This is a genomic window from Methylobacterium sp. E-046 (assembly GCF_022829625.1).
Lineage (GTDB): Bacteria > Pseudomonadota > Alphaproteobacteria > Rhizobiales > Beijerinckiaceae > Methylobacterium > Methylobacterium longum.
Genome location: NZ_JAKSYP010000238.1, coordinates 1 through 19,211 on the forward strand (window position 1 = coordinate 1; position 19,211 = coordinate 19,211).

General features: G+C 67.7%; 14 protein-coding genes and 1 tRNA gene. 4 read left to right on the top strand and 11 right to left on the bottom strand.

Annotated features, from left to right (window positions below):
• The first annotated feature begins 70 nt into the window (after positions 1-70).
• Positions 71-145: transfer RNA gene (locus MKK82_RS24860), tRNA-Thr, on the top strand.
• Positions 146-573: 428 nt separating this feature from the next.
• On the opposite strand, the gene MKK82_RS24865 is transcribed toward MKK82_RS24860, so the two are convergent.
• From MKK82_RS24865 to MKK82_RS24875, 3 genes are all read right to left on the bottom strand, one after another.
• The gene (locus MKK82_RS24865) at positions 574-2,451 is read right to left on the bottom strand and encodes an HAD-IIIC family phosphatase (RefSeq protein WP_238287089.1); all 1,878 of its coding nucleotides are present in this window, start codon (positions 2,449-2,451) and stop codon (positions 574-576) included.
• Positions 2,452-2,957: 506 nt separating this feature from the next.
• Positions 2,958-4,517, bottom strand: a complete 1,560-nt coding sequence (locus MKK82_RS24870; protein ID WP_243987206.1) for an MBOAT family O-acyltransferase — start codon at positions 4,515-4,517, stop codon at positions 2,958-2,960.
• A 9-nt stretch (positions 4,518-4,526) separates the two neighbouring features.
• Positions 4,527-5,597: a hypothetical protein gene (locus tag MKK82_RS24875; protein ID WP_238287087.1), complete on the bottom strand. Its 1,071-nt coding sequence runs from the start codon at positions 5,595-5,597 to the stop codon at positions 4,527-4,529.
• A gap of 972 nt (positions 5,598-6,569) precedes the next feature.
• On the opposite strand from MKK82_RS24875, the gene MKK82_RS24880 reads away from it, so the two are divergent.
• Positions 6,570-6,830: a NepR family anti-sigma factor gene (locus MKK82_RS24880; RefSeq protein ID WP_238287086.1), complete on the top strand. Its 261-nt coding sequence runs from the start codon at positions 6,570-6,572 to the stop codon at positions 6,828-6,830.
• The gene (locus MKK82_RS24885) at positions 6,827-7,447 is read left to right on the top strand and encodes a sigma-70 family RNA polymerase sigma factor (RefSeq protein WP_238287085.1); all 621 of its coding nucleotides are present in this window, start codon (positions 6,827-6,829) and stop codon (positions 7,445-7,447) included. Before MKK82_RS24880 ends, MKK82_RS24885 begins: the two co-directional genes overlap by 4 nt.
• Before the next feature lie 22 nt (positions 7,448-7,469).
• Here the strand turns inward: MKK82_RS24885 and MKK82_RS24890 are convergent, their stop codons facing one another.
• The 8 genes from MKK82_RS24890 to chpT form a co-directional block, all read right to left on the bottom strand.
• Positions 7,470-8,003, bottom strand: a complete 534-nt coding sequence (locus MKK82_RS24890) for an isochorismatase family protein (protein WP_238287083.1) — start codon at positions 8,001-8,003, stop codon at positions 7,470-7,472.
• Positions 8,004-8,008: 5 nt separating this feature from the next.
• Positions 8,009-9,049 (bottom strand): asparaginase, encoded by a 1,041-nt coding sequence (locus tag MKK82_RS24895; protein WP_243987208.1) that lies wholly within the window; start codon positions 9,047-9,049, stop codon positions 8,009-8,011.
• A 136-nt stretch (positions 9,050-9,185) separates the two neighbouring features.
• Positions 9,186-10,055 (bottom strand): CheR family methyltransferase, encoded by an 870-nt coding sequence (locus tag MKK82_RS24900; RefSeq protein ID WP_238287079.1) that lies wholly within the window; start codon positions 10,053-10,055, stop codon positions 9,186-9,188.
• On the bottom strand, positions 10,052-11,239 hold the full coding sequence (locus tag MKK82_RS24905) for a chemotaxis response regulator protein-glutamate methylesterase (RefSeq protein ID WP_238287078.1): 1,188 nt from the start codon (positions 11,237-11,239) through the stop codon (positions 10,052-10,054). The genes MKK82_RS24900 and MKK82_RS24905 overlap by 4 nt, the downstream gene beginning before the upstream one ends.
• Before the next feature lie 55 nt (positions 11,240-11,294).
• Complete coding sequence (locus MKK82_RS24910) at positions 11,295-11,687, bottom strand: response regulator (protein WP_238287075.1); 393 nt, start codon at positions 11,685-11,687, stop codon at positions 11,295-11,297.
• Positions 11,688-11,698: 11 nt separating this feature from the next.
• Positions 11,699-12,196, bottom strand: coding sequence for a chemotaxis protein CheW (locus MKK82_RS24915; RefSeq protein ID WP_238287073.1), 498 nt, complete (start codon positions 12,194-12,196; stop codon positions 11,699-11,701).
• 71 nt (positions 12,197-12,267) lie between these two features.
• Positions 12,268-14,970, bottom strand: coding sequence for a hybrid sensor histidine kinase/response regulator (locus tag MKK82_RS24920; RefSeq protein WP_238287071.1), 2,703 nt, complete (start codon positions 14,968-14,970; stop codon positions 12,268-12,270).
• A 103-nt stretch (positions 14,971-15,073) separates the two neighbouring features.
• Entirely contained in the window at positions 15,074-15,784 is a 711-nt protein-coding gene (chpT, locus tag MKK82_RS24925; RefSeq protein ID WP_238287069.1) for a histidine phosphotransferase ChpT, read from the bottom strand.
• A gap of 460 nt (positions 15,785-16,244) precedes the next feature.
• Between chpT and MKK82_RS24930 the strand changes: the two genes are divergently transcribed.
• Complete coding sequence (locus MKK82_RS24930) at positions 16,245-19,178, top strand: bifunctional [glutamine synthetase] adenylyltransferase/[glutamine synthetase]-adenylyl-L-tyrosine phosphorylase (RefSeq protein ID WP_238287066.1); 2,934 nt, start codon at positions 16,245-16,247, stop codon at positions 19,176-19,178.
• The last annotated feature ends 33 nt before the right edge of the window (positions 19,179-19,211 follow it).

Genomic DNA, 19,211 nt, shown 5'->3' on the forward strand with positions numbered 1-19,211 from the left:
CCCCCAAACGTAGTCAAAAGCTCCTCGAAGCGCCGAAACCGCCAATTTCTTCAATGGTTTCAGAGCGCCTGCCGGTGTAGCACAGCGGTAGTGCAGCGGTTTTGTAAACCGAAGGTCGGGAGTTCGATCCTCTCCACCGGCACCAGAATGTCGCCGAGTCATGACAGGTGGGCGCACCCAGGTCCGAGGGCGAGAGCCGCGACTTCGTGCAGGGAACTCACAACCAGCGCTTGGTCCTACCGCTTGATCCTACGGCCCTTACCCGTTGCACGGGTATCGGAGCCGGCCGTGGTCGCCGCCCGCGGCCGGTAAAGCCGGACTGGGCCGAAGCCCCGGTTACCCGTTACCGAATGCCCGCCCTCTTCCGCATCCCTCGGGACGGATCCGTCGCCGCCGCTCGGGACAACCTCGCGGACGCAAGTCTCCCGCATGTCCCCAGCCGCGCGCGCCCTTCACGACCCTCGCACACGCCACCCTGCGCGATGGCTGTCCGAGCCGAGCAACGCGCCGAGACGTCGCGACGACACCCCGCACCGACCGCCAAGATCGCGCGCGACCTCTCTCTAGGCCGGCTCAGCCGTATCGAACTCTCATCGTCGGTTCCGGCTCCGACTCGGTCACATCGTAACACCACGCCTCGCCGTCGGGTCTGAAGCCGAGGGACGCGTAATGATCCCGCACGAGTTCGTTGCGGCCGGTGGGGATGAAGTAACCTGTCAGACGCGCGATGCCGCACGCGCGCGCGCGCGCGATGAGTTCCCGCAGGACCATGCGCTCCACGCCACGTCCCAGCACGCGACAACTCATCAGCCACGTGTCGATAGTCCAGACCGCGCGGTCGGCCCGACGGCAGATGACCACGCTGATCATCCCATTGTCGCCGAAAACGTCCGACAAGCGAATCTGCAGCGCAAGTACGTCGGAATCGCGTTCCAGCTGGGCGATCTCGGCCGGGGTGTAGCGCTTCGTGGTCAAATTGAACTGATTGGACTTGTTGATCAGCTGCGCGATCCGATCGCGGCCATAGGCATCGAAGGGTGAAAACGTGATCTCCATGTCCAACGATGCGAGGTACTCATCGAGACCGCCGAGCTCCTTCTGGAGGGCGACCCGCTTGGCATTGCGCTCGTAATAATCGGCACGCTGCCGATCCTCGGGCGAAAAAACAGTACTCTCGAAATATCCCGCGGCGGCCAGCGTGCGCGCATAGTAAGCCGGATCCGCCGGCAGTTCCGGCACGGCGACGTCGGGCAGCATCTGCCGAACGATCCCTCGCTCGGCCGGGTTATCGTCAAGGAACACGAAGGCATCGAGACCGAGCGACAGCTCTTCGCTGATCGCCTTGATGTTCGAGGCCTTGTCCTTCCAGTTCGCTTGGAACACGGCGATGTGATTTTCGCGCAGGAGCATGTCGGGATGCTCGCGGAAGACCCGCCTCGCCACCGCGTCGTCGTTCTTCGACGAGACAGCCAGGACGACGCCCCGCTCCCGCAACTCCAAGGCAAAGCGCTGGACCGATCGGAAGGCTTCACCGACCGCATCTCCCTCCGCGATCGCGATGTTCTCCATCCCGACGTCGCCGACCACGCCGCCCCAGACCGTGTTATCGAGATCCAGCACCAAGCAGCGTCGGGATTTGCCTTTGATCGCGCCGACGAGTCTCGCAACCTGGTCCGCGTAAACGGGGACGTACGCGTCCGCAAACGGCAACTTCGCCAAGTTCCACTGAGCGGGAGAATGCCAGCGGCCCAAGCCGACGGTTTCGGCCAGGGCCGCGCAGTCGAGCAGGACATCCGGCGATCCGGTCAGGCCCGCGATGAGGCGTTCGTTGAAGGCATCCACCAGATAGCGCGACGTGGTGGAGGTCCGCCGATCGGCGTTGCCGAACAGCGTCTCCGGAAAGGCCGCGAGTGTCTGAACGATGCATGTGGTGCCACTCCCGGCATGGAGAGCGCTCCGGAGGCCATCCAGGACGGCGACGGCCCCGTCGACGACGGTGCGCGCCTCTTCCCGATCCATCGCAGGTCCGTGCAACGGCAAGGCCCGGGCATCCAAGGCCAGAAGTACGGCGTCGCATCGTGCCCTGTGGATCAGGGACGCCGGATCATAGGCCTGCTGCGCGAAGGTACCGAACGGCACGGTCACGCATTCCATCGCGAAGCCATGGCGCAGGGAGCTTGCAACGATCGCCGGGGCGATCGCGTCCAACGTACCGTTGCCGAGCAAGCCCAAGCGGAAGGGTGCCAGTTGGGGCAACCGGTCCGACGGAGACGTCACGCGTTCGAACGCTGAGGCGAGGCGGTTGAGTTGCGGCGTGCTCAGCGCGTAGCTCGCGAGCGCCCGGAGCTCGCGCCCAGGATCGTCATTCTGCGCGACCAAGCGACAGCGCTCTCTGAAGTCCGGTGGTGCCGCCGGAAGCCACGCGAGGTCCTCATAGAGCGTGTCGATCATCGAAGTTCCGATCACTGACCCCGGCATAGGGCAGACCGACTAGGATTTCGATTTATCTACAATGAACGCGACAAGATCGCCAACATTATGGAATGATTGAATTTGTCCGGCAGAAAAATGTAACTTAAAAACTTGTCCGGTTCTCAACATAATTTGTATATTAGTCAAGCTATCCCAGCCGTCTATGTCCTTGGCAGTTGTGTCCCGCGTCAAGACTATGTTGTCATTATCAAGAACATCAGAGAAAATGTCGGTGAGGGCGCTATAGACCGAACTTTCCGTCAACATAAATATCTCCCGAGTTGCTGCGGCCGGATGATGCTGCCAGTGTCAGCGTTCACTCACGCCACGTGACGATGCTATGTGGACTCTGCTTGGGCCAACTGATCAACGGTGTAGGAGGTAAGGCGTTGCTGACAAGGTAAGAGATTTAATTAGTGAAGGTTGCTGCCGTCTGGTATCGATTGGGGTGTGGCCATGCCGCAAGACGCCTAAACACGCTTCAATTAAAAATTGAAGTAGATAAACTCCGCGGGCGCCGATGAGAACGCCTGCGCCAATGCGAAAAAACCGATCACCCCAACGATGACGGCAAAACTTGGCGATGGGCGCCAGCTCGTTGCAGATAGCAACAGATTGTGGCGTTCAAACCAAGCAGATCGTCGAACACTTCCGATTCCAGTGGGGAAAAGCCGTAGCCACTCCTGCGTATTCGGGCAGAGCCAGACGATCGCCAGCAGGCCTGCCAGAAGCATCGTTTGCCGCTTTGTGAAAAGGTACGAGTCTTCGTAAAGGACTCCGCTCTGACCGAACATCTGTTTCACTAAATGTACGGCGTCTGCCACGTTGTGAGAGCGGAAGAATACGAGGGCGATGACGACACAGGTCGTGGTCAACAAGATTGAAGGCACGGCGAATGCGCGGCCTGTCGGTGCCCCATCGCGTTTCGAGCGCGGGGCGACGGCGCGCCATCCGTGGTTTATTGCCAGGTAGATGCCATGTATCAATCCAAATGCTGCGAACTGCCAGCCGGCACCGTGCCAGATTCCAATAATGAGCATCGCCGTCATCGTGGGAGCCGCCACTAGAACGGCAAAGGTCTCCCCGTCCATCCGGCCCCGTTTCGGCATCGACTTGCCCTGGGCTAGGCGGCGTCGGGTCAGACGCAGTACGATGGGGTTATAGATATAAGCCGTCACGAAACGCGTTAACGTGATGTGCCATCGCGACCAGTACTCAATGATGCTGGACGCCTTCAGCGGGGAATCGAAGTTGAATGGAAGTCGGATGCCGAACAGCAGGCCAAGGCCTATAGCCATGTCCGAATATCCGGAGAAATCGAAATAGATTTGCAGCGTGTAGGAGAGTGCGCCAGCCCAGGATTGTGTGACCGTGAGGATCTGGCCCTGCGCGGCGGCATCAAAAATTTGGTTGGCATAGATGGCGATATTGTCTGCCAGAATGACTTTCTTGAAGAGCCCGATCAGGAACATGGTCAGACCGACCGATATCATGGTGCGCTGCGGTCGGAACGTCGCCGGTTCCTGGAATTGCGGGATCAACTCCTTGTGGTGCGTGATCGGGCCGGCAATGAGATGCGGGAAGAACGTGATGAACGCAAAGTAGTTGGGCGCACTCGTGTCGTCGGTCAGCCCGTCGTAGGTATCGCAGAGATACGCGATTTGCTGGAATGTGTAGAATGATATCGCCAGAGGCAGGACGATGTTGAGGTGCGGAAGGTCCCAGCCGAAGAGCTGGGCGACCGACGCCGCAGTGAATTCTGAATACTTGAAATAGAACAAGGCGCCGAGATTGAGCGCGATGCCGATGATCAGCAGCGCCTTCGAGGGGCGACGCGCCAGACGTCGACCGACGGTGAAGTTCACAGCGATCGATATCAGCAGCAAGGGGACGTTGTAGATGTCCCAGGCGGCGTAGAAGACCAAGGAGACGAGACCGAGCCACAGAATGGCCGATCGTCTCAAATCCAATCGGCCGAGCACGAAGAAGCCGATCAGGGCCACCGGCAGAAAGCCGAGAATGAACGCCGCGGAATTAAACAGCATGTCCGGATCTCACGAATCGCTGGAGCCGAATTGCGTCGCCTTGATGAGTTGCTGCGTGAAGGCCGGGACCGCACTCCAGCGCAGATGATAGGCATCTGTGTACGCCTTGGGGTCGATTTTCGCCTCGGCCCAGCCATCCCAGAACTGCGTTCCCGTGCCGTCCAAGGCGGTGCGCACCGTGTCGGTGAATCTCTTCTGGACGACGGCATCCTGGTCGTATTTCTCCGACCAAGTTGAAGGCAATGGCATTGTCACAACCGTGAGGCGCAGCTTCTTGGTCTTCGCGGCATTGGCTAGGGACCTCAGGGCATCGACGCACGCATTATCGATGGGGGGCGCCGTTCCATAGAACAGGCCGCGCTCCTGCGACGTATTGAGAGGGCCATCGGCATAGGCCGTGAACACGAGCGGATCCAGCTCGATCAAATTCTGCTTCCGTTCCTTCAGTTGCATGGCATTGCGGAGGAGCGAGATCGGAGAAAAATATTTGAAATAGAATTGTATATCGTTGGCCTTCGACAAATAGGAGGCGACATCATTCTCATTGAACAAGATCGTCTTGTTCTGCCGGCAAGCGGCCATGTCCTCGACATCGAGGACCAGTAACAGATCGGATACGGTCGGGTACCGCTTTATGAGGAAATCCGACACGAACGCGATTTGATTCATGTGTAAGCTGCAGAAGCCACCGTTGAGCGGCCGAGATTGCGGATGTCTGTCGACAATGGTGCTCGAGTCGATGTTCCTCCAACTGATGGATGAACCGATGACGAGATGGGTCGGATCCACGGGACTGTTTTGTCTGAGGAATTCAATCTTCCCGTCAATACAAAGGTTATTTGTGAATGCCGGCGGGGGTTTCCGATCGAGCGCCTGTAAAATAATAATCAGTATGACATATGCGAAAAAGCAGGATACGATGGTAGCAATCGTAAGTCCTACGTACGATTTCAAGCCTTCTCGGTCTGCGATTTGAGATTGTAACGCGGCATCGGGCGGGCCCATTTCACTCTTCCACTCTGCGACGCTGACGTCCGTATCCGGCTCCGCATCCCACAGACTCTCCGTGTCTGTGGACATCAAGATCTGCTTGTGCTGAATTACAACTATGAGCGATCATATATCTGATTGCTATCGCTGATCAATACTGAACAAGGGTAGGTTTTCCGTTCGGGCGCCGTCGACACGCTCCCGTGGTCTGGCTATCCGGCGGCACAGTTCGCCAGTAAAATTTTCGCCGCTTGGCTTAAGGTCGGATAGATCGGCGATGTCGGTATGTCTTGCGACCAATAAGAGACCGCCGATGTCTCAGTATGATCTGGGAATATGAGATCGAGTTTCAATCTTAAGCGATCGGTCGTCGGGCGCGTGAGAAATTATAGTTCATCGGCACTCCGACAAGTCGACCGGCATTGGCTCGGCGCGCATCGCGTCGGCGCAGGCGGCGATGATCGGCGCGGGTCGGCCTGACCGTGGCAGCCGCAAGCCAAGATCCGGGTGGGATGTCCGATCGGCGGTCTTGCGGCGGCCGAGATGCGCGTCCCGCCCGGTGGCGCCCAGGAGGCGGCCGCGGGGCGATGCAGCCCAGATGACGTCGGTCGCTCGCGTCCCGGGCTGGTTCGGCCACGTCGAACAATCCCTGTCGCGGCCCAAGGCACGAGCCCGGCGGGCGGCCCTGCGCCGGCCTGAACTCGGAAGGCTACGCGATACGCCTTGGCGGTGATCTCTCGTCGGCTCTGACAGCCCGAGCGCGCCCGCGCTGATCGCGCTCAGCCGTCGTTCAGGGAAGCGCGGCCATCGTCCGCACGGTCAAGCTCATACCAAGTATTTCTGAATTGTAACTCGTTTAACGTGCGTTAATTTATAGTCAAGCTCATATCTTCGTATATTAAAATTGCATGAATGCGTAATTCAGAACCGATTAAATCCACCCCGCATACCAGGGCCGCCAGAAGGCGATGAGGCGCGGTCACACCGTCACCGGCAGCGGGATCGGTGCAGCGGCCCGCCATGCCCTCAGGGGCCACATCGCGCACGGGACGGGGCGCGACGATGACCGGGAACGAGGACGAGCCGGCGACCATGACCCCCGCCGTCGCGGCGCAGGCGACCGGGCCGGCCAGGGCGCTCCGACCTCGACCAGGGGGCCGTCGACGTGCGCCGGGCCGAACGATCGACGGCGCGGCGCGGGACCGTATCGGGCGGGGCCTGCGCCTCCACTACGCCGAGGTTCTGGCGCTGCCGATCCCGGATCAGTTCCGGAGGCTCCTCGACGACCTCGCGACCCGCTCGGACACGGAGGTCCAGCCATGACCCTGATGCTGCACGCCGCTCCCACGGGGAGCGGATCGGAACCCGCCCCGATGAACGCGCCCGTGGATGTGCCCTCGGGCGCGGACGCCGAGATGCGCGACCTGCTGCTGGCGGCGATCCCGGCGCTGCGGGCCTTCGCGTTCTCGCTGACCTACGATCTCGACCGCTCGGACGACCTCGTGCAGGACACGCTGGTGCGCGCCTGGATCAACGCCGCGAGCTTCCGCCGGGGAAGCAACCTCACCGCCTGGCTGTTCACCATCCTGCGCAACCTGTTCTACTCGGAGCAGCGCAAGCGCAAGCGCGAGGTGGAGGATGCCGACGGCGTGCATGCCGGCCGGTTGACCACTCTGCCGGAGCAGGAGGTCCGGATGGAGATGGCGCAGTTCCAGAGCGCGCTGAACCGCCTGCCGGCCGCGCAGCGCGAGGCGCTGGTCCTGGTCGGCGCCCAGAGCTTCACCTACGAGGAAGCCGCCGCGATCTGCGGAGTCGCCGTCGGCACAATCAAGAGCCGGGTGAGCCGTGCACGCCTGCGCCTCATCGAGGTTCTGGGCATGAACGGGACCGACGATATCGGCCCCGACGCGCAGACCAGGGCGGCCCTCGACGGGACCTGAGGCCCGCACGTGCCGGCGCCGCTCACTTGATGAGCTTGACGACCTCGCGGAAGCGGGGATGCCGGGCGGTGCCGAGCCACTCGAACACCACCATCTCGGTGGTCACGATCTCGGCGCCGTGGGCCGCCATCCGGCCGAGCGCGGCCTCGCGGTTCTCGGCCCGGCGCGAGCCGACCGCGTCGCCGACCACGTAGACCCGGCAGCCGGCTTCCAGAAGCCCGACCACCGTCTGCAGCACGCAGATATGCGCCTCGCAACCGGTCACCACGAGGTCGCGGCCCCGGGGCAGCCGGTCGAGGAAGCCCGGCGCCCGCGCGGCCCCGAAGCTCATCTTCGGGAACGCCCTTCCGGGCTCCGGAGCGAGTTCCGGCACGGTGGTGCCGAGACCGCCGGCGTTCTGCTCGGTGACCAGGACCGGCACGTCGAGGAGCCGCGCTGCCGCGGTCAGGCGGCCGGTATTGGCGAGCACGTCCGCGCTCGCGGCGATGGCCGGCATCAGGCGGATTTGGAGATCGATGACGAGGAGGAGGGTGCGGGTCGGATCGATCAGCGGCATCGGCGTCAGTAAGTGTCGAACAGGCGCGCCACCGCCTCCCGGTCGTGCGTCACCGTCAGCGCCAGTGCGAGCAGGATCCGGGCCTTCTGCGGGGTCAGGTTGTCGGCGCTGAGGATTCCGCGGCTGCGCAGGCGGGTCGTGAGAGGCACGACGCCGCTGCCGGCCCGGGTCGACATCACCACCAGGAGCCCGGCCGCGGCCGCCGCCTCCAGGGCCTCGGCCTCGGCGGGCGGGGTCATGCCGGGGGCGAGGCCCGCCGAGACGAGGCCGCGGGCGCCCGCGGCCTGGAACGCCCGCACGGCCGTGCCGTCGGCATCGGCGTAGCCATAAGAGATGTCGACCCGCGGCAGGGCGGGGAGTGCGCGGATGTCGAAGGGCGTACCCGGCGCGGTCGCGCGCTCCGAGCGGCGGTAGTAGCGCACGCTGTCGCCGTCGACGTGACCGAGGACGCCGAAATCCGGCGTCCGGAACGTCTGGAGCCTGGCCACGGAGGTCTTGGTCACCTCCCGGGCCGCCTGGATCTCGTCGTTGAGCACCACGAGGACGCCCCGACCCCGCGACGATGGCGCCGCCGCGGCGCGTACCGCCGCCACGAGGTTGAGCTTGGCATCGGTGGAGAGCGCGCTCAACGGCCGCTGCGAGCCGACCAGCACGACGGCCACGTCCACCGTCAGGGTGAGGCTCAGCGCGTAGGCGGTCTCCTCCAGGGTGGCGGTACCGTGGCCGATGACGATCCCGGCGAGGTCCGGATGCTCGGCCGCCAGGCGCTCGCACAGGAGCACGAGGTCGCGCCACTCGGAAAAGCCGATCGCCGGGCTCGGCACCGCCCGGAAGGGAACCGGCACCATGGTCGCCACCGTCGCCAGCTCCGGGACCACCTCCAGGATGCCGCCGGCTTCGAGGCGCCGATCGGTGGCCGTGTAGTCGAGGATGTCGAGGGCGTCGCGCCCGAGGGACGAGATCGTCCCGCCCGTTCCGATGAACGCAACCTTGGGCAACCCGGTCCCGGTGCCCGCCGCCGATCCTGCCGCCGATCCTGCCGCCATGCCCTGCCTCCCGGCCGTGCCCGGCCGCGCGAATGCGATGGCGCTGTGATGCCGTGTCGGGCCGGCAGGGTCGACCCCGCGGGACGCAGGTGGGCGATGCGTCCGGCTTCAAACGAGGCTTCGACCGGGCGTCGGATCAGACGCCCGCAGCCACGCGCAGCGGCGGTACCATCTCGGCGGGGCGCGCCGCCGCGGGACGGGCGTGGCCGTAGAGGCCGCGATGCTTCGGATGCGGGTTGAGCCGATCGGTCAGGCCGATCACCGTCTCGGCCGCCCCGAGCAGGAGCGCGCCCTCCGGCGTGAGCTGGGCGGCGAGCCGCGCCAGCACGTCCGACTTCGTGGGGGCGTCGAAATAGATCAGCACGTTGCGGCAGTAGATCACGTCGAACTGGCCGAGCGAGGCGAAGCTGTGCAGCAGGTTCAGCTGGCGGTAATCCACCATGGCGCGGAGGCTCGGGGCGATCTGCCACTGCTCGCCGACCTGGGTGAAGTACTTGATCAGCCACTGCACCGGGAGGCCGCGCTGGACCTCGAAATGGCTGTAGAGCCCGAGCTTCGCCTTCTCGATCACCTCGGTGGACAGGTCGGTGGCCACGATCTCCACCTGCCAGCCGGCGAGCCGGGGACCCGCCTCCTGAAGCAGCATGGCGAGTGAGTACGGCTCCTGCCCGGTGGAGGCCGCCGCGCACCAGATCCGCAGCCGGCGCCGGCCGGCGTTGCGCGCCAGCGCCTCCGGCAGGAGCGTGTCGCGGAACAGGTCGAAGGGGATCCGGTCGCGGAAGAAGAAGGTCTCGTTCGTGGTCATCGCCTCGACCACGGCCCGCTCGATCGCCCCGTTCTGGGCGAGCTTCAGGCTCCCGATCAGGTCCCCGAGGCTTGCGATCCCGAAGCGCCGGCAGACCGGCGTCAGCCGGCTCTCGGCCAGGTAGCGCTTCTCGGCCGTCAGCGCGAGGCCGGAGCGCTGCTTCAGGAAGTTGCGCAGGTATTCGAATTCGAGCTCGGTCATACCGGCTGCCCCGTGATTAGGGCGCGCACCGCCGACGCCAGTTCGGGGAGCGGCAGCACGGCCTCGGCGAGGCCGGCCCGCGCGACGCTGCCCGGCATGCCCCAGACGGTGCTGGTCGCCTCGTCCTGCGCCAGGACCGGCCCCCCGGCGTCGGTGAGCGCCCGGGCGCCGTTGGTGCCGTCCGAGCCCATGCCGGTGAGGATCACGGTCGCGGTGGCGGCCCCGAACACGACGGCGGCGTCCTTGAACAGCACGTCGACCGCCGGGCGGCAGAAATTCACCGGTGGTCCGTCCGTGAGCTTGATGATGGGGCCGCCCGGTCCGGCGGCGAGACCCATGTGGCGCCCGCCTGGCGCCACGTAGATGCGGCCCGGCTCGACCCGTTCCTCCGCCTTGCCCTCGGCCGCCTGAAGGCCGGTGCGGGTAGACAGGTGCTCGGCGAACACCGCCGTGAAGATCGGCGGCATGTGCTGGACGATCAGGACCGGCAGGCGGCGCAGGGCGGCCGCCCCGATCTTCTCCAGCATCTCGCCCACCGCTCGCGGGCCGCCCGTGGACGAGCCGATCAGCAGCGCGCGGGGCTGGATCCGGTTGCGAACCTTCGGACGCAGGGTGAAGGGCGTCGCGGGCCGCGGCGCGGCCGGCGCCAGATGGGCCGCCGACGCGGGGACGGGGGCGGCGGGCGTCCCGGCCGGGGCGGGGCGCCGGCTCCGGGCGCGGGCCGAGCCGAAGACGCGGACGCGCTCGATCAGGTCGGCCCGGAACGTATCCGAGGTGGTGACGCCCCGGCTGCTCTCGGGCTTGGCGATGTAGTCCACCGCCCCGAGGGCTAGGCATTTCAGCGAGATGTCGGCGTTGCGGGTCGTCAGGGTCGACATCATCACGACCTGGACGCTCGGGCTCATGGCGAGCATGCGCGGGAGCGCCGTCGTGCCGTCGAGCTCGGGCATCTCGATGTCCAGCAGGACCACGTCCGGGTCGTGCTTGGCCATCATCTCCAGGGCGATCCGGCCGTTCGAGGCCGTGCCGACCAGTTCGAAGCCGGCCTCGCCGATCCAGCGGGCGACGAGGCCGCGCACCACGGCGGAATCGTCGGCGACCAGCACCCGGATCGCGGCGGCGGACGCGGTCGTGCTCTGGGCAGGCGTGGTGCGCAGCGGGGCGACCGCGGGACTCAGGGCCATGGGGGTTGCCTCGGGAACAGGTCGCGGGTGTAGGGGGCGAGGTCGGAACGTGAGGTCAGGCCGCGTCGGCGACGAGGCCGACCTGCTCGAGCTTGGCCGTCAGGATGTCGCGGTCGAACGGTTTCATGATGTACTCGTCCGCCCCCGCCCGGAGTGCCCGGGCGATGGCACCGATATCGTTCTCGGTGGTGCAGAACAGGACCTTCGGCGCGTCGCCCCCCTCGCTGCGGCGCAGCGCCTGAAGGAAGGCGAAACCGTCCATGTTCGGCATGTTCCAGTCGAGCAGGATCGCGTCGGGCATGCTGACCGCGCAGGCTTCGAGGGCGGCGCTGCCGTCCTCGGCTTCGCTGACGTTCATCCCGAGATCCTCGATGATCCGCCGGGCGACCTTCCGGATCACCGCGGAATCGTCCACCACGAGGCAGGTCGTCTGATGCGGCGCCTTCATCGCCCCCTCCCTCAAGCCGCCTTGGCGCCGGCCGTCGTGAAGCCGAGGAGCGCGTCCACGTCGAGGATCACCAGCAGCCGCCCGTCGAGGCGGTGGACGCAGATGGCTAGGTCGCGGAAGCGCGGATCGAGGTTGATCGGCACCGCCTCGCGGCTGTCGGCGCCGAGCTTGAGCACCTCGCCGACGCCGTCGACCACGAGCGCGAAGGTCTCGCCGGCCTGCTCCAGGCCGATCGCCATCTTCGGGCTGGCCTTGGTGCCGTCCGCCTCGGCCTCGGCGTCGGGCAGGCCCAGGCGCCGGCGCAGGCTCATCGCCGTCACCACGCGGCCGCGCAGGTTCAGGAGGCCGACGATCTCGGCGGGCGCCAGGGGCACCGGCGTCACGCCCGAGGGCACGAACACGTCGTGGACCCGCTCGATCGCCAGCCCGAACAGGGTGTCGCCGACATAGACCGTGACGAAGTCGTTGGTGGCCCCGGTCTCGGTGGCGTTGGCGTTGGCAGCCTGCATCGGAACTCTCCGGCTTCGATCGTCGGTGTCGGCCGTCGGTGTCGACCGTCTTGGGGGCGGCGGCGGTCGGTTCAGGCGGCCTTCGAGACCGTCGCGGCGCCGATCTCGGCCAGGGCCGCGATCAGGCCGCTGCGGTCAAACTTCGCCACGAGGTCGGTGATGGCGAGCGCGCGGGCCCGCTCGACCGCGTCGGCGCCGATCGTCCCGGTGAGGCCGATCACCGGGAGGCCGGCGAGCCTCGGCTCCGCCCGGCGCAGGGCGGCGACGAGGTCGAAGCCGCTGCGGCCCGGCATCTCCAGGTCGGTGACCACCACCTCGATCTTCGGATCGGACTGGAGGGTCGCCAGCGCCGCGTCGGCGCTCGCCGCCGTGACCACCTGGTAGCCCGCCGCCTTCAGCACCGGGCTCAGCATGTCGCGGAAGAAGGCCGAATCGTCGACGAGCAGGACGGTGGAGATCTGCTCGGGCCGCTTCAGGCCGCGCGCCCAGTCGTCGTAGGCCAGCGGCAGGAAATGGGCGATGTTGATGATGTCGGTCGCCCGGCCCCGCAGCACCGCCGAGCCGATCAGGTCCGAACGGTCGGCCGCGATCTCGATGTCGAGGCGCTCCTCGACGATGTCGACGATCTCGTCGACCACGAGGCCCATGGCGCGCTCGCCGTCGGAGAACACCACCAGGGCCTGGGTTCCCTCCGCCTTGATGGTGATCCCCGCATCGGCCGGGACCAGGGGCATCAGGCGCCCGCGGTACTGGATGAGCGCGCGGCCGCCGAGCCACTCGACCTTGGCGCACTCGATCTCCTCGAGGCGGGTGACCAGCGACAGCGGCACCGCCTTGAAGCTGCCCTGGCCGCCCTTGAACACCAGCAGCGTGGTCTTGGTGTCCGTCACCTCCGCGGTCTCGTCGGTGTCGGCGTCGATGTGGCCGCCGCTGCCCTGGACGCCCTGCGCCACCTGACGGGCGACGCCGTTGGGATCGACGATCAGCACCACCGCGCCGTCGCCCAGGATTGTATTGCCGGCAAACATCGGGATGTGCCGCAGCTTCACCGACATCGGCTTCACGACGATCTCCTCCGTGTGGAAGACCTCGTCGACGAGGATGCCGAAGCGCTCCCGCCCGACCTGCGCGACCACCACGAAGCCCGCCTGCTCCGCCTCCGCGCCAGCGGCCGACTGCCCGAGCAGGCCGGTCAGCGACACGATCGGCAGCAGCCGCTCGCGCAGGCGCAGCACCGGCGCCCCGTTGATGTGCTCGACCCTCTGCGCCCCGGCATCGACCCGGACCAGTTCCAGCACGGCCACCTGCGGCAGCGCGAAGCGGTGCTCGCCGGCCCGCACGATCAGGGCGGCCACGATCGCCAGCGTCAGCGGGATCTTGATGGTGAAGGTGGTGCCGCGGCCCGCCGTGGTGGCGATGTCGATCAGGCCGCCGATGGTCTCGATGTTGGTCTTGACCACGTCCATGCCGACGCCGCGGCCCGAGACCGAGGTCACCGCCGCCGCCGTCGAGAACCCGGCGTGAAAGATGAACTTGGCGACCTGCGCGTCGGTCATTCGGTCGAGGTCGGCCTGGGCGACCAGCCCGCGCTCCACCGCCTTCCGGCGGATCGCCGCGAGGTTGAGGCCCTTGCCGTCGTCGGCGATCTCGATCGTGATCGTGCCGCCCTCATGGTAGGCGGCGAGCCGGATCGTGCCGCGGGCGGGCTTGCCCGCCGCCACGCGCTCGGCGGTCGATTCCAGGCCGTGATCGGCCGAGTTGCGGACCATGTGGGTCAGCGGGTCCTTGATGACCTCGAGGACCTGCCGGTCCAACTCGGTCTCGGCGCCGACCATCACCAGCTCGATCTGCTTGCCGAGTTCGGCCGAGAGGTCGCGCACCACGCGCGGCAGCTTCTGCCACGCGTTGCCGATCGGCTGCATGCGCGTCTTCATGACGCCTTCCTGCAGCTCGGCCGTGACGTGCGACAGGCGTTGCAGCGGGACCTTGTAGCTCGAATCTTCGTGGCGGCGGGCGATCTCGAGGAGCTGGTTGCGGGTCAGCACCAGCTCCGAGACCATCGTCATCAGGTGCTCGAGCGTGTCGACGTTCACCCGGATCGTCTGATTCTTGGCGGCGGCCGTCGTCTCACCCTCGACGCCCTCGGCCTTCTCGGCGCGGGCCGGCTCGGCCTTCTCGGTCTTCTCAGCCTCCACCGGCTCGACCCGCGCGGGCTCGGCCTTCGGGGCCTCGCGCGCGGCCGGCGGCGCGAGGACATCGGATTCGTCCGGTCCCGGCGCCGACAGGAACGCGGCCTCCAGATCCTCCAGGGACACTTCGCCGGGCTTCAACTCGCGGACGACCGGGGGCGGCAGCACCGGCTCGGGCGGCGGCAGCGAGGCTGCCTGCTCCTGTTCCGCCGGCCCCTCGGCCATGCGCTCCAGGGCGGAGATCAGGTCGTCATCCGATCCCGTGGGCTCCGTGCCGGTGGCCTCCAGATCGGCCAGGATCGCCTTGAGCCGGTCCAGCGTCAGGAGAATCAGCGTGACCGAGGCCGACGTGGCGGGCAGCCCGTCGCGGAAACGGCCCATCAAGGTTTCGGCGGCGTGCGCCAAGGCTTCGAGGCGCGGAAGACCGAGGAATCCGCAAGTTCCCTTGATCGTATGCACCAGGCGGAAGATGTTCCGCAGGATCGTCTCGTTATTCGGATCCTGCTCGAACCGAACAAGTTCTGCGTCAACCGTGTCGAGATGCTCCCCGCTCTCGGTCAGAAACTCGCGAAGCAGGTCGTCCATCGGCGGTACTCATCACGCAGAGAAGGTCTCGCGCAACGTACTTACTCGCGCGGGGTTAGGGAAGCGTTTCCGTCCCGCCCCCGCGGCAGAGTTTTTCAGAACTTCACGCCAGCGCCGTGCCGGAAGCCTCTCCATCCGCGGAATCAGGTGTTGCGATCACTGCGGGGGCGCCGTGGATCGTCACTTCATCATCCTGGATGGAGAACCGAACATCCATCGCGGCGGCCCGCGCGACGAGGCCGGCGTAGAACGGCAGGATCCCGTGGGCATCGACGGTGCCGCTCTCGGGCCGGCCAGCCATCAGCTCCTCAACGTGGGGCGGGATGCGGGCGTGCGAGCCCTTGGCCTTGAACACGAAGGTGGGCGCCTCGGCCTCGCCCGAGACGACGACGTCGATCACGCCGCCCCGCGGGATCGCCGAGGTGGCGATCATCACGAGGTTCAGGAGCAGCTTGACCTTGTTCTTGGGGAACAGGGCCTGCGGCGCGCTCCAGGTCAGCTTGGTCTTCTCGTCGGAGAACATGCCCTTGGCGACGCCCTCGGCGTCGGCGAGGTCGATCGAGGCGCCGGCCGATCCCGCCGCCCCGAAGGCGATCCGGGCGAATTTCAGCCGCGCCGAGGCCTGCCGGGCGCTCTTGCCGATCAGTTCCAGCGCGAAGGTCCGCATCGATTCGTCCTGGTCGTCCTCCAGCACCTCGAGCCCGTTCACGATCGCGCCGACGGGGCTGATCACGTCGTGGCAGACGCGGGAGCAGAGCAGGGCGGCGAGGTCGAGGCCGTCGAGGTTCAGGGTCGGCGAGGTCGGGGAGGACATGGTGCGCTCCGGGCGGGCGGATCTGGATGGGGACGGGTGCGGGCGGGATTCCGGCTGGGGCCGCCGGTTCCCGGCTGCCCGATCCGGCGATGACGTCGCCCGGAGGGGTCCGCGCGGCCTGCAGGTCAGACCGGGGCGACGCCCGGTCCGCACGGATAAACGCCACGTTCGGCTTTGAAAAGCGTTACCGGAACCGAGGGAGGGCCCGGGACGGGGCCGCTCCAGGCGCGGTTGGCCGCCGTCGGTACGGGTTCGGACCGGATCGGGCGGGACCGTGTCGGGCGCCCGCACCCGTCGGCCAGGGAGGCTGCGGTGTCCAGCTCGGCGGCGATGGCGGCGATGACGGCGCGGGTCGGCGTGACCGCGCGCCTCGGGCTGAGACGGTCTCGCGGCGTTGGTCCGGCGGCACGATCATGCTCCACCGAGGTTTCCCCTGTCGACTGACGCGGAGGTCCGCCCCATGCTGCCCGACCCGACCCTGCGCGAACGCCTGTCCCCCCGCCTGAGGCTCGCCGACCCGGAGGCCGCGCGGGCCCGGCTCGCCGAGATCGAGGCGGGCTTCCCGGCGGGCTTCCTGACGCCCGCCTGCCGCGACCTGCTGCTCGGCCTCGCCGACCATTCGCCGTTCCTCTGGCAAGCGGTCACGCGCGCGCCGGACCGCCTCGTCGCCCTGCTGGAGCAGCCGCCGGACGCGGCCAGCCGGGACATCATCGCGCGGCAGCGCGCGGTCGGCGCGTCCTGCGGAGCCAACCCCGACCTCGCCGAGGTGGGCCGCCGGCTGCGGAGCAACCGGGAGGCGCACGCGCTGCTGGTCGCCCTGGCCGATCTCGGCGGCTGCTGGGACCTCGACGCGGTGACCCGGGCCCTGTCCGCCTTCGCCGACGCCTCGGTGAGCGCGGCGACCGAGGCGCTGCTCCGGCAGGGGATGGCGTCCGGGCGCTTCAGGGCGGCGGATCCGGACAGGCCGCAGGACGGGTCCGGCCTGATCGTCCTGGGCCTCGGCAAGCTCGGCGGCTGCGAACTGAACTATTCCAGCGACATCGATCTCGTGGTCTTCTACGAGGCCGCCCCCGCCGCGGCCGCGACGGGCGGGGACCCGAAGGCGTTCTTCGTCAAGCTCGCGCAGGGTCTGGTGAAGCTCCTGGCCGACCGGACCGCCGACGGCTACGTCCACCGCATCGACTACCGGCTGCGGCCGGACCCGGGCTCGACCGCGGTGGCGCTCTCCACCGACTTCGCCTTCGACTACTACCAGACGCTGGGCCAGAACTGGGAGCGCGCCGCCTTCATCAAGGCCCGGCCCATCGCCGGCGACACCCCGGCCGGGGAGGCCTTCCTCGCCGAACTCGCGCCGTTCATCTGGCGGCGGCACTTCGACTTCCCGGCCATCGCCGAGATCCACGCCCTGAAGCGGCAGATCCACATGGTCCGCGGCCATGAGACCATCGCGGTGGCCGGCCACGACATCAAGATCGGCCGCGGCGGGATCCGGGAGATCGAGTTCTTCGTGCAGACGCAGCAGCTCGTCTTCGGCGGCCGCAAGCCCGCCCTGCGGGGGCGGCGCACCGTCGCGATGCTGGCCGGCCTCGTCGCGGAGGGCTGGATCGACGGGCGGGCCCGGGACGAGCTGTCCGCGGCCTACGCCTTCCTGCGCACCCTCGAGCACCGGGTCCAGATGGTCCGGGACGAGCAGACCCAGCGCCTGCCCACCGGGACCGAGGCGCTGACCGCGCTGGCCCTGTTCTCCGGGTTTCCCGACCTGGCGGCCTTCGAGGCGGCGCTGCTGCACCATGCCGGGCGGGTGCAGGCGCACTACGCCCTGCTGTTCGAATCGGCGGAGGCGGAGGACGACACCCTCGTCTTCGGCGAGACCGAGCCCGAGCCCGCCACCCTGGCGCGCCTCGGCGCCTTCGGGTTCCGGGACCCGGCGCTGGCCTGGGAGACCGTGCAGGGCTGGCATCTCGGGCGCCGCCCGGCCCTGCGGACCGGCCGCGCCCGCGAGATCCTCGCCGAGATGCTCCCGGCGCTGCTGCGGGCGCTCGGCGGCACCGCCGACCCGGACGGGGCGCTGCTGGCCCTCGACCGGGCCTTCGCGCGGATGCCCGCCCTGGCCGAACTCCTGGCGATCCTGCGCTCGCACGAGCGCCTGCGCCTGCTCTTCGCCGACATCCTGGGCACCGCGCCGCGCCTCGCCGACACCGTCGGCCTCAGCCCGCACGTCCTCGACACGGTCCTCGACGCGGATTTCGTCACGCCGACCACGGATCCGGCCGCGGTCCGCGCCCAGTACCGGGCGCTGGTGGGCGAGCCGGCAAGCCATGAGGAGTTCCTCGACCGCTGCCGGGACGCCACGCGGCAGATGACCTTCGTCACGGGCGCGCGTCTCCTGTCGGGCATCCTCACGCCGCGGCAGGCCGGCGAGGCCTACACGGCGATCGCGGAGGCGACGGTGGCGTCGAGCCTGGAGGCGGAGGAGCGCCGGTTCGCCCAGGACCACGGCGCCGTGCCGAAGGGGCGGTGCTGCATCCTGGCGCTGGGCCGCCTCGGATCCCGGCAGCTCAGCGCCGAATCCGACCTCGACCTCGTGTTCCTCTACGATTTCGATCCCGAGAACCGCACCAGCGACGGCCGCCGGCCCCTCGACGCCGTGGTGGCCTATAACCGGCTGGCGCAGCGCCTGTTCGCGGCGCTCACCACCGCCACGCGGCGCGGGCGGCTCTACGCGGTCGACCTGCGGCTGCGGCCCCACGGCAGCCACAGCCCGCCCGCCGTGCAGCTCAGCGGCTTTTGCGCCTATCACCGGGACGAGGCGGAACTCTGGGAGCACATGGCGCTCGCCCGAGCCCGGATCGTGGCCGGCGACGCGACCCTGGGGGATGCCGTCACGGCGGAGATCGCCGGGATCCTCGGGCGACGCCGCGAACCGGCCGCGGTCTGCGCCGAGGCGGGCGCGATGCGGGCCCTGGTCGCCCGCGAGCGCGGCCATGGCGGCCCCGCCGACCTGAAGCTCGCGCCGGGCGCGCTGTTCGACCTCGACTTCCTGGCCCAGGCGATCGTGCTGAGCCACGCCCATGCCTGGCCCGCCTTCATCGGCCTGGGCGCGGACGCGGTCTTCCGCGAAGCCGGAGCGCGCAACCTGCTGCCCGTGGGGGCCGCGGAGTCGCTGTCCGAGATCTACGGGTTCCTCGACGCGGTCTATCAGTGGCAGCGGCTCGTGATGGCGGATCCGGCGGCGCCCTCCGACACCGCGGCCCGGCAGATCGCCAAGGCCGTGGGCCTGCCGGACGCCCGCAGCCTCGCGGCGGAGCTGCGCCGCCACCGGCGCCGGAGCCAGGCCCTGCTGGCGCGGATCCGGCGGCGCGTGGCCGACACGTCATTTCAAGGCGCAACCTGAGGCGTCACCCGCCCGAGCGAGCCGGCCCCGATC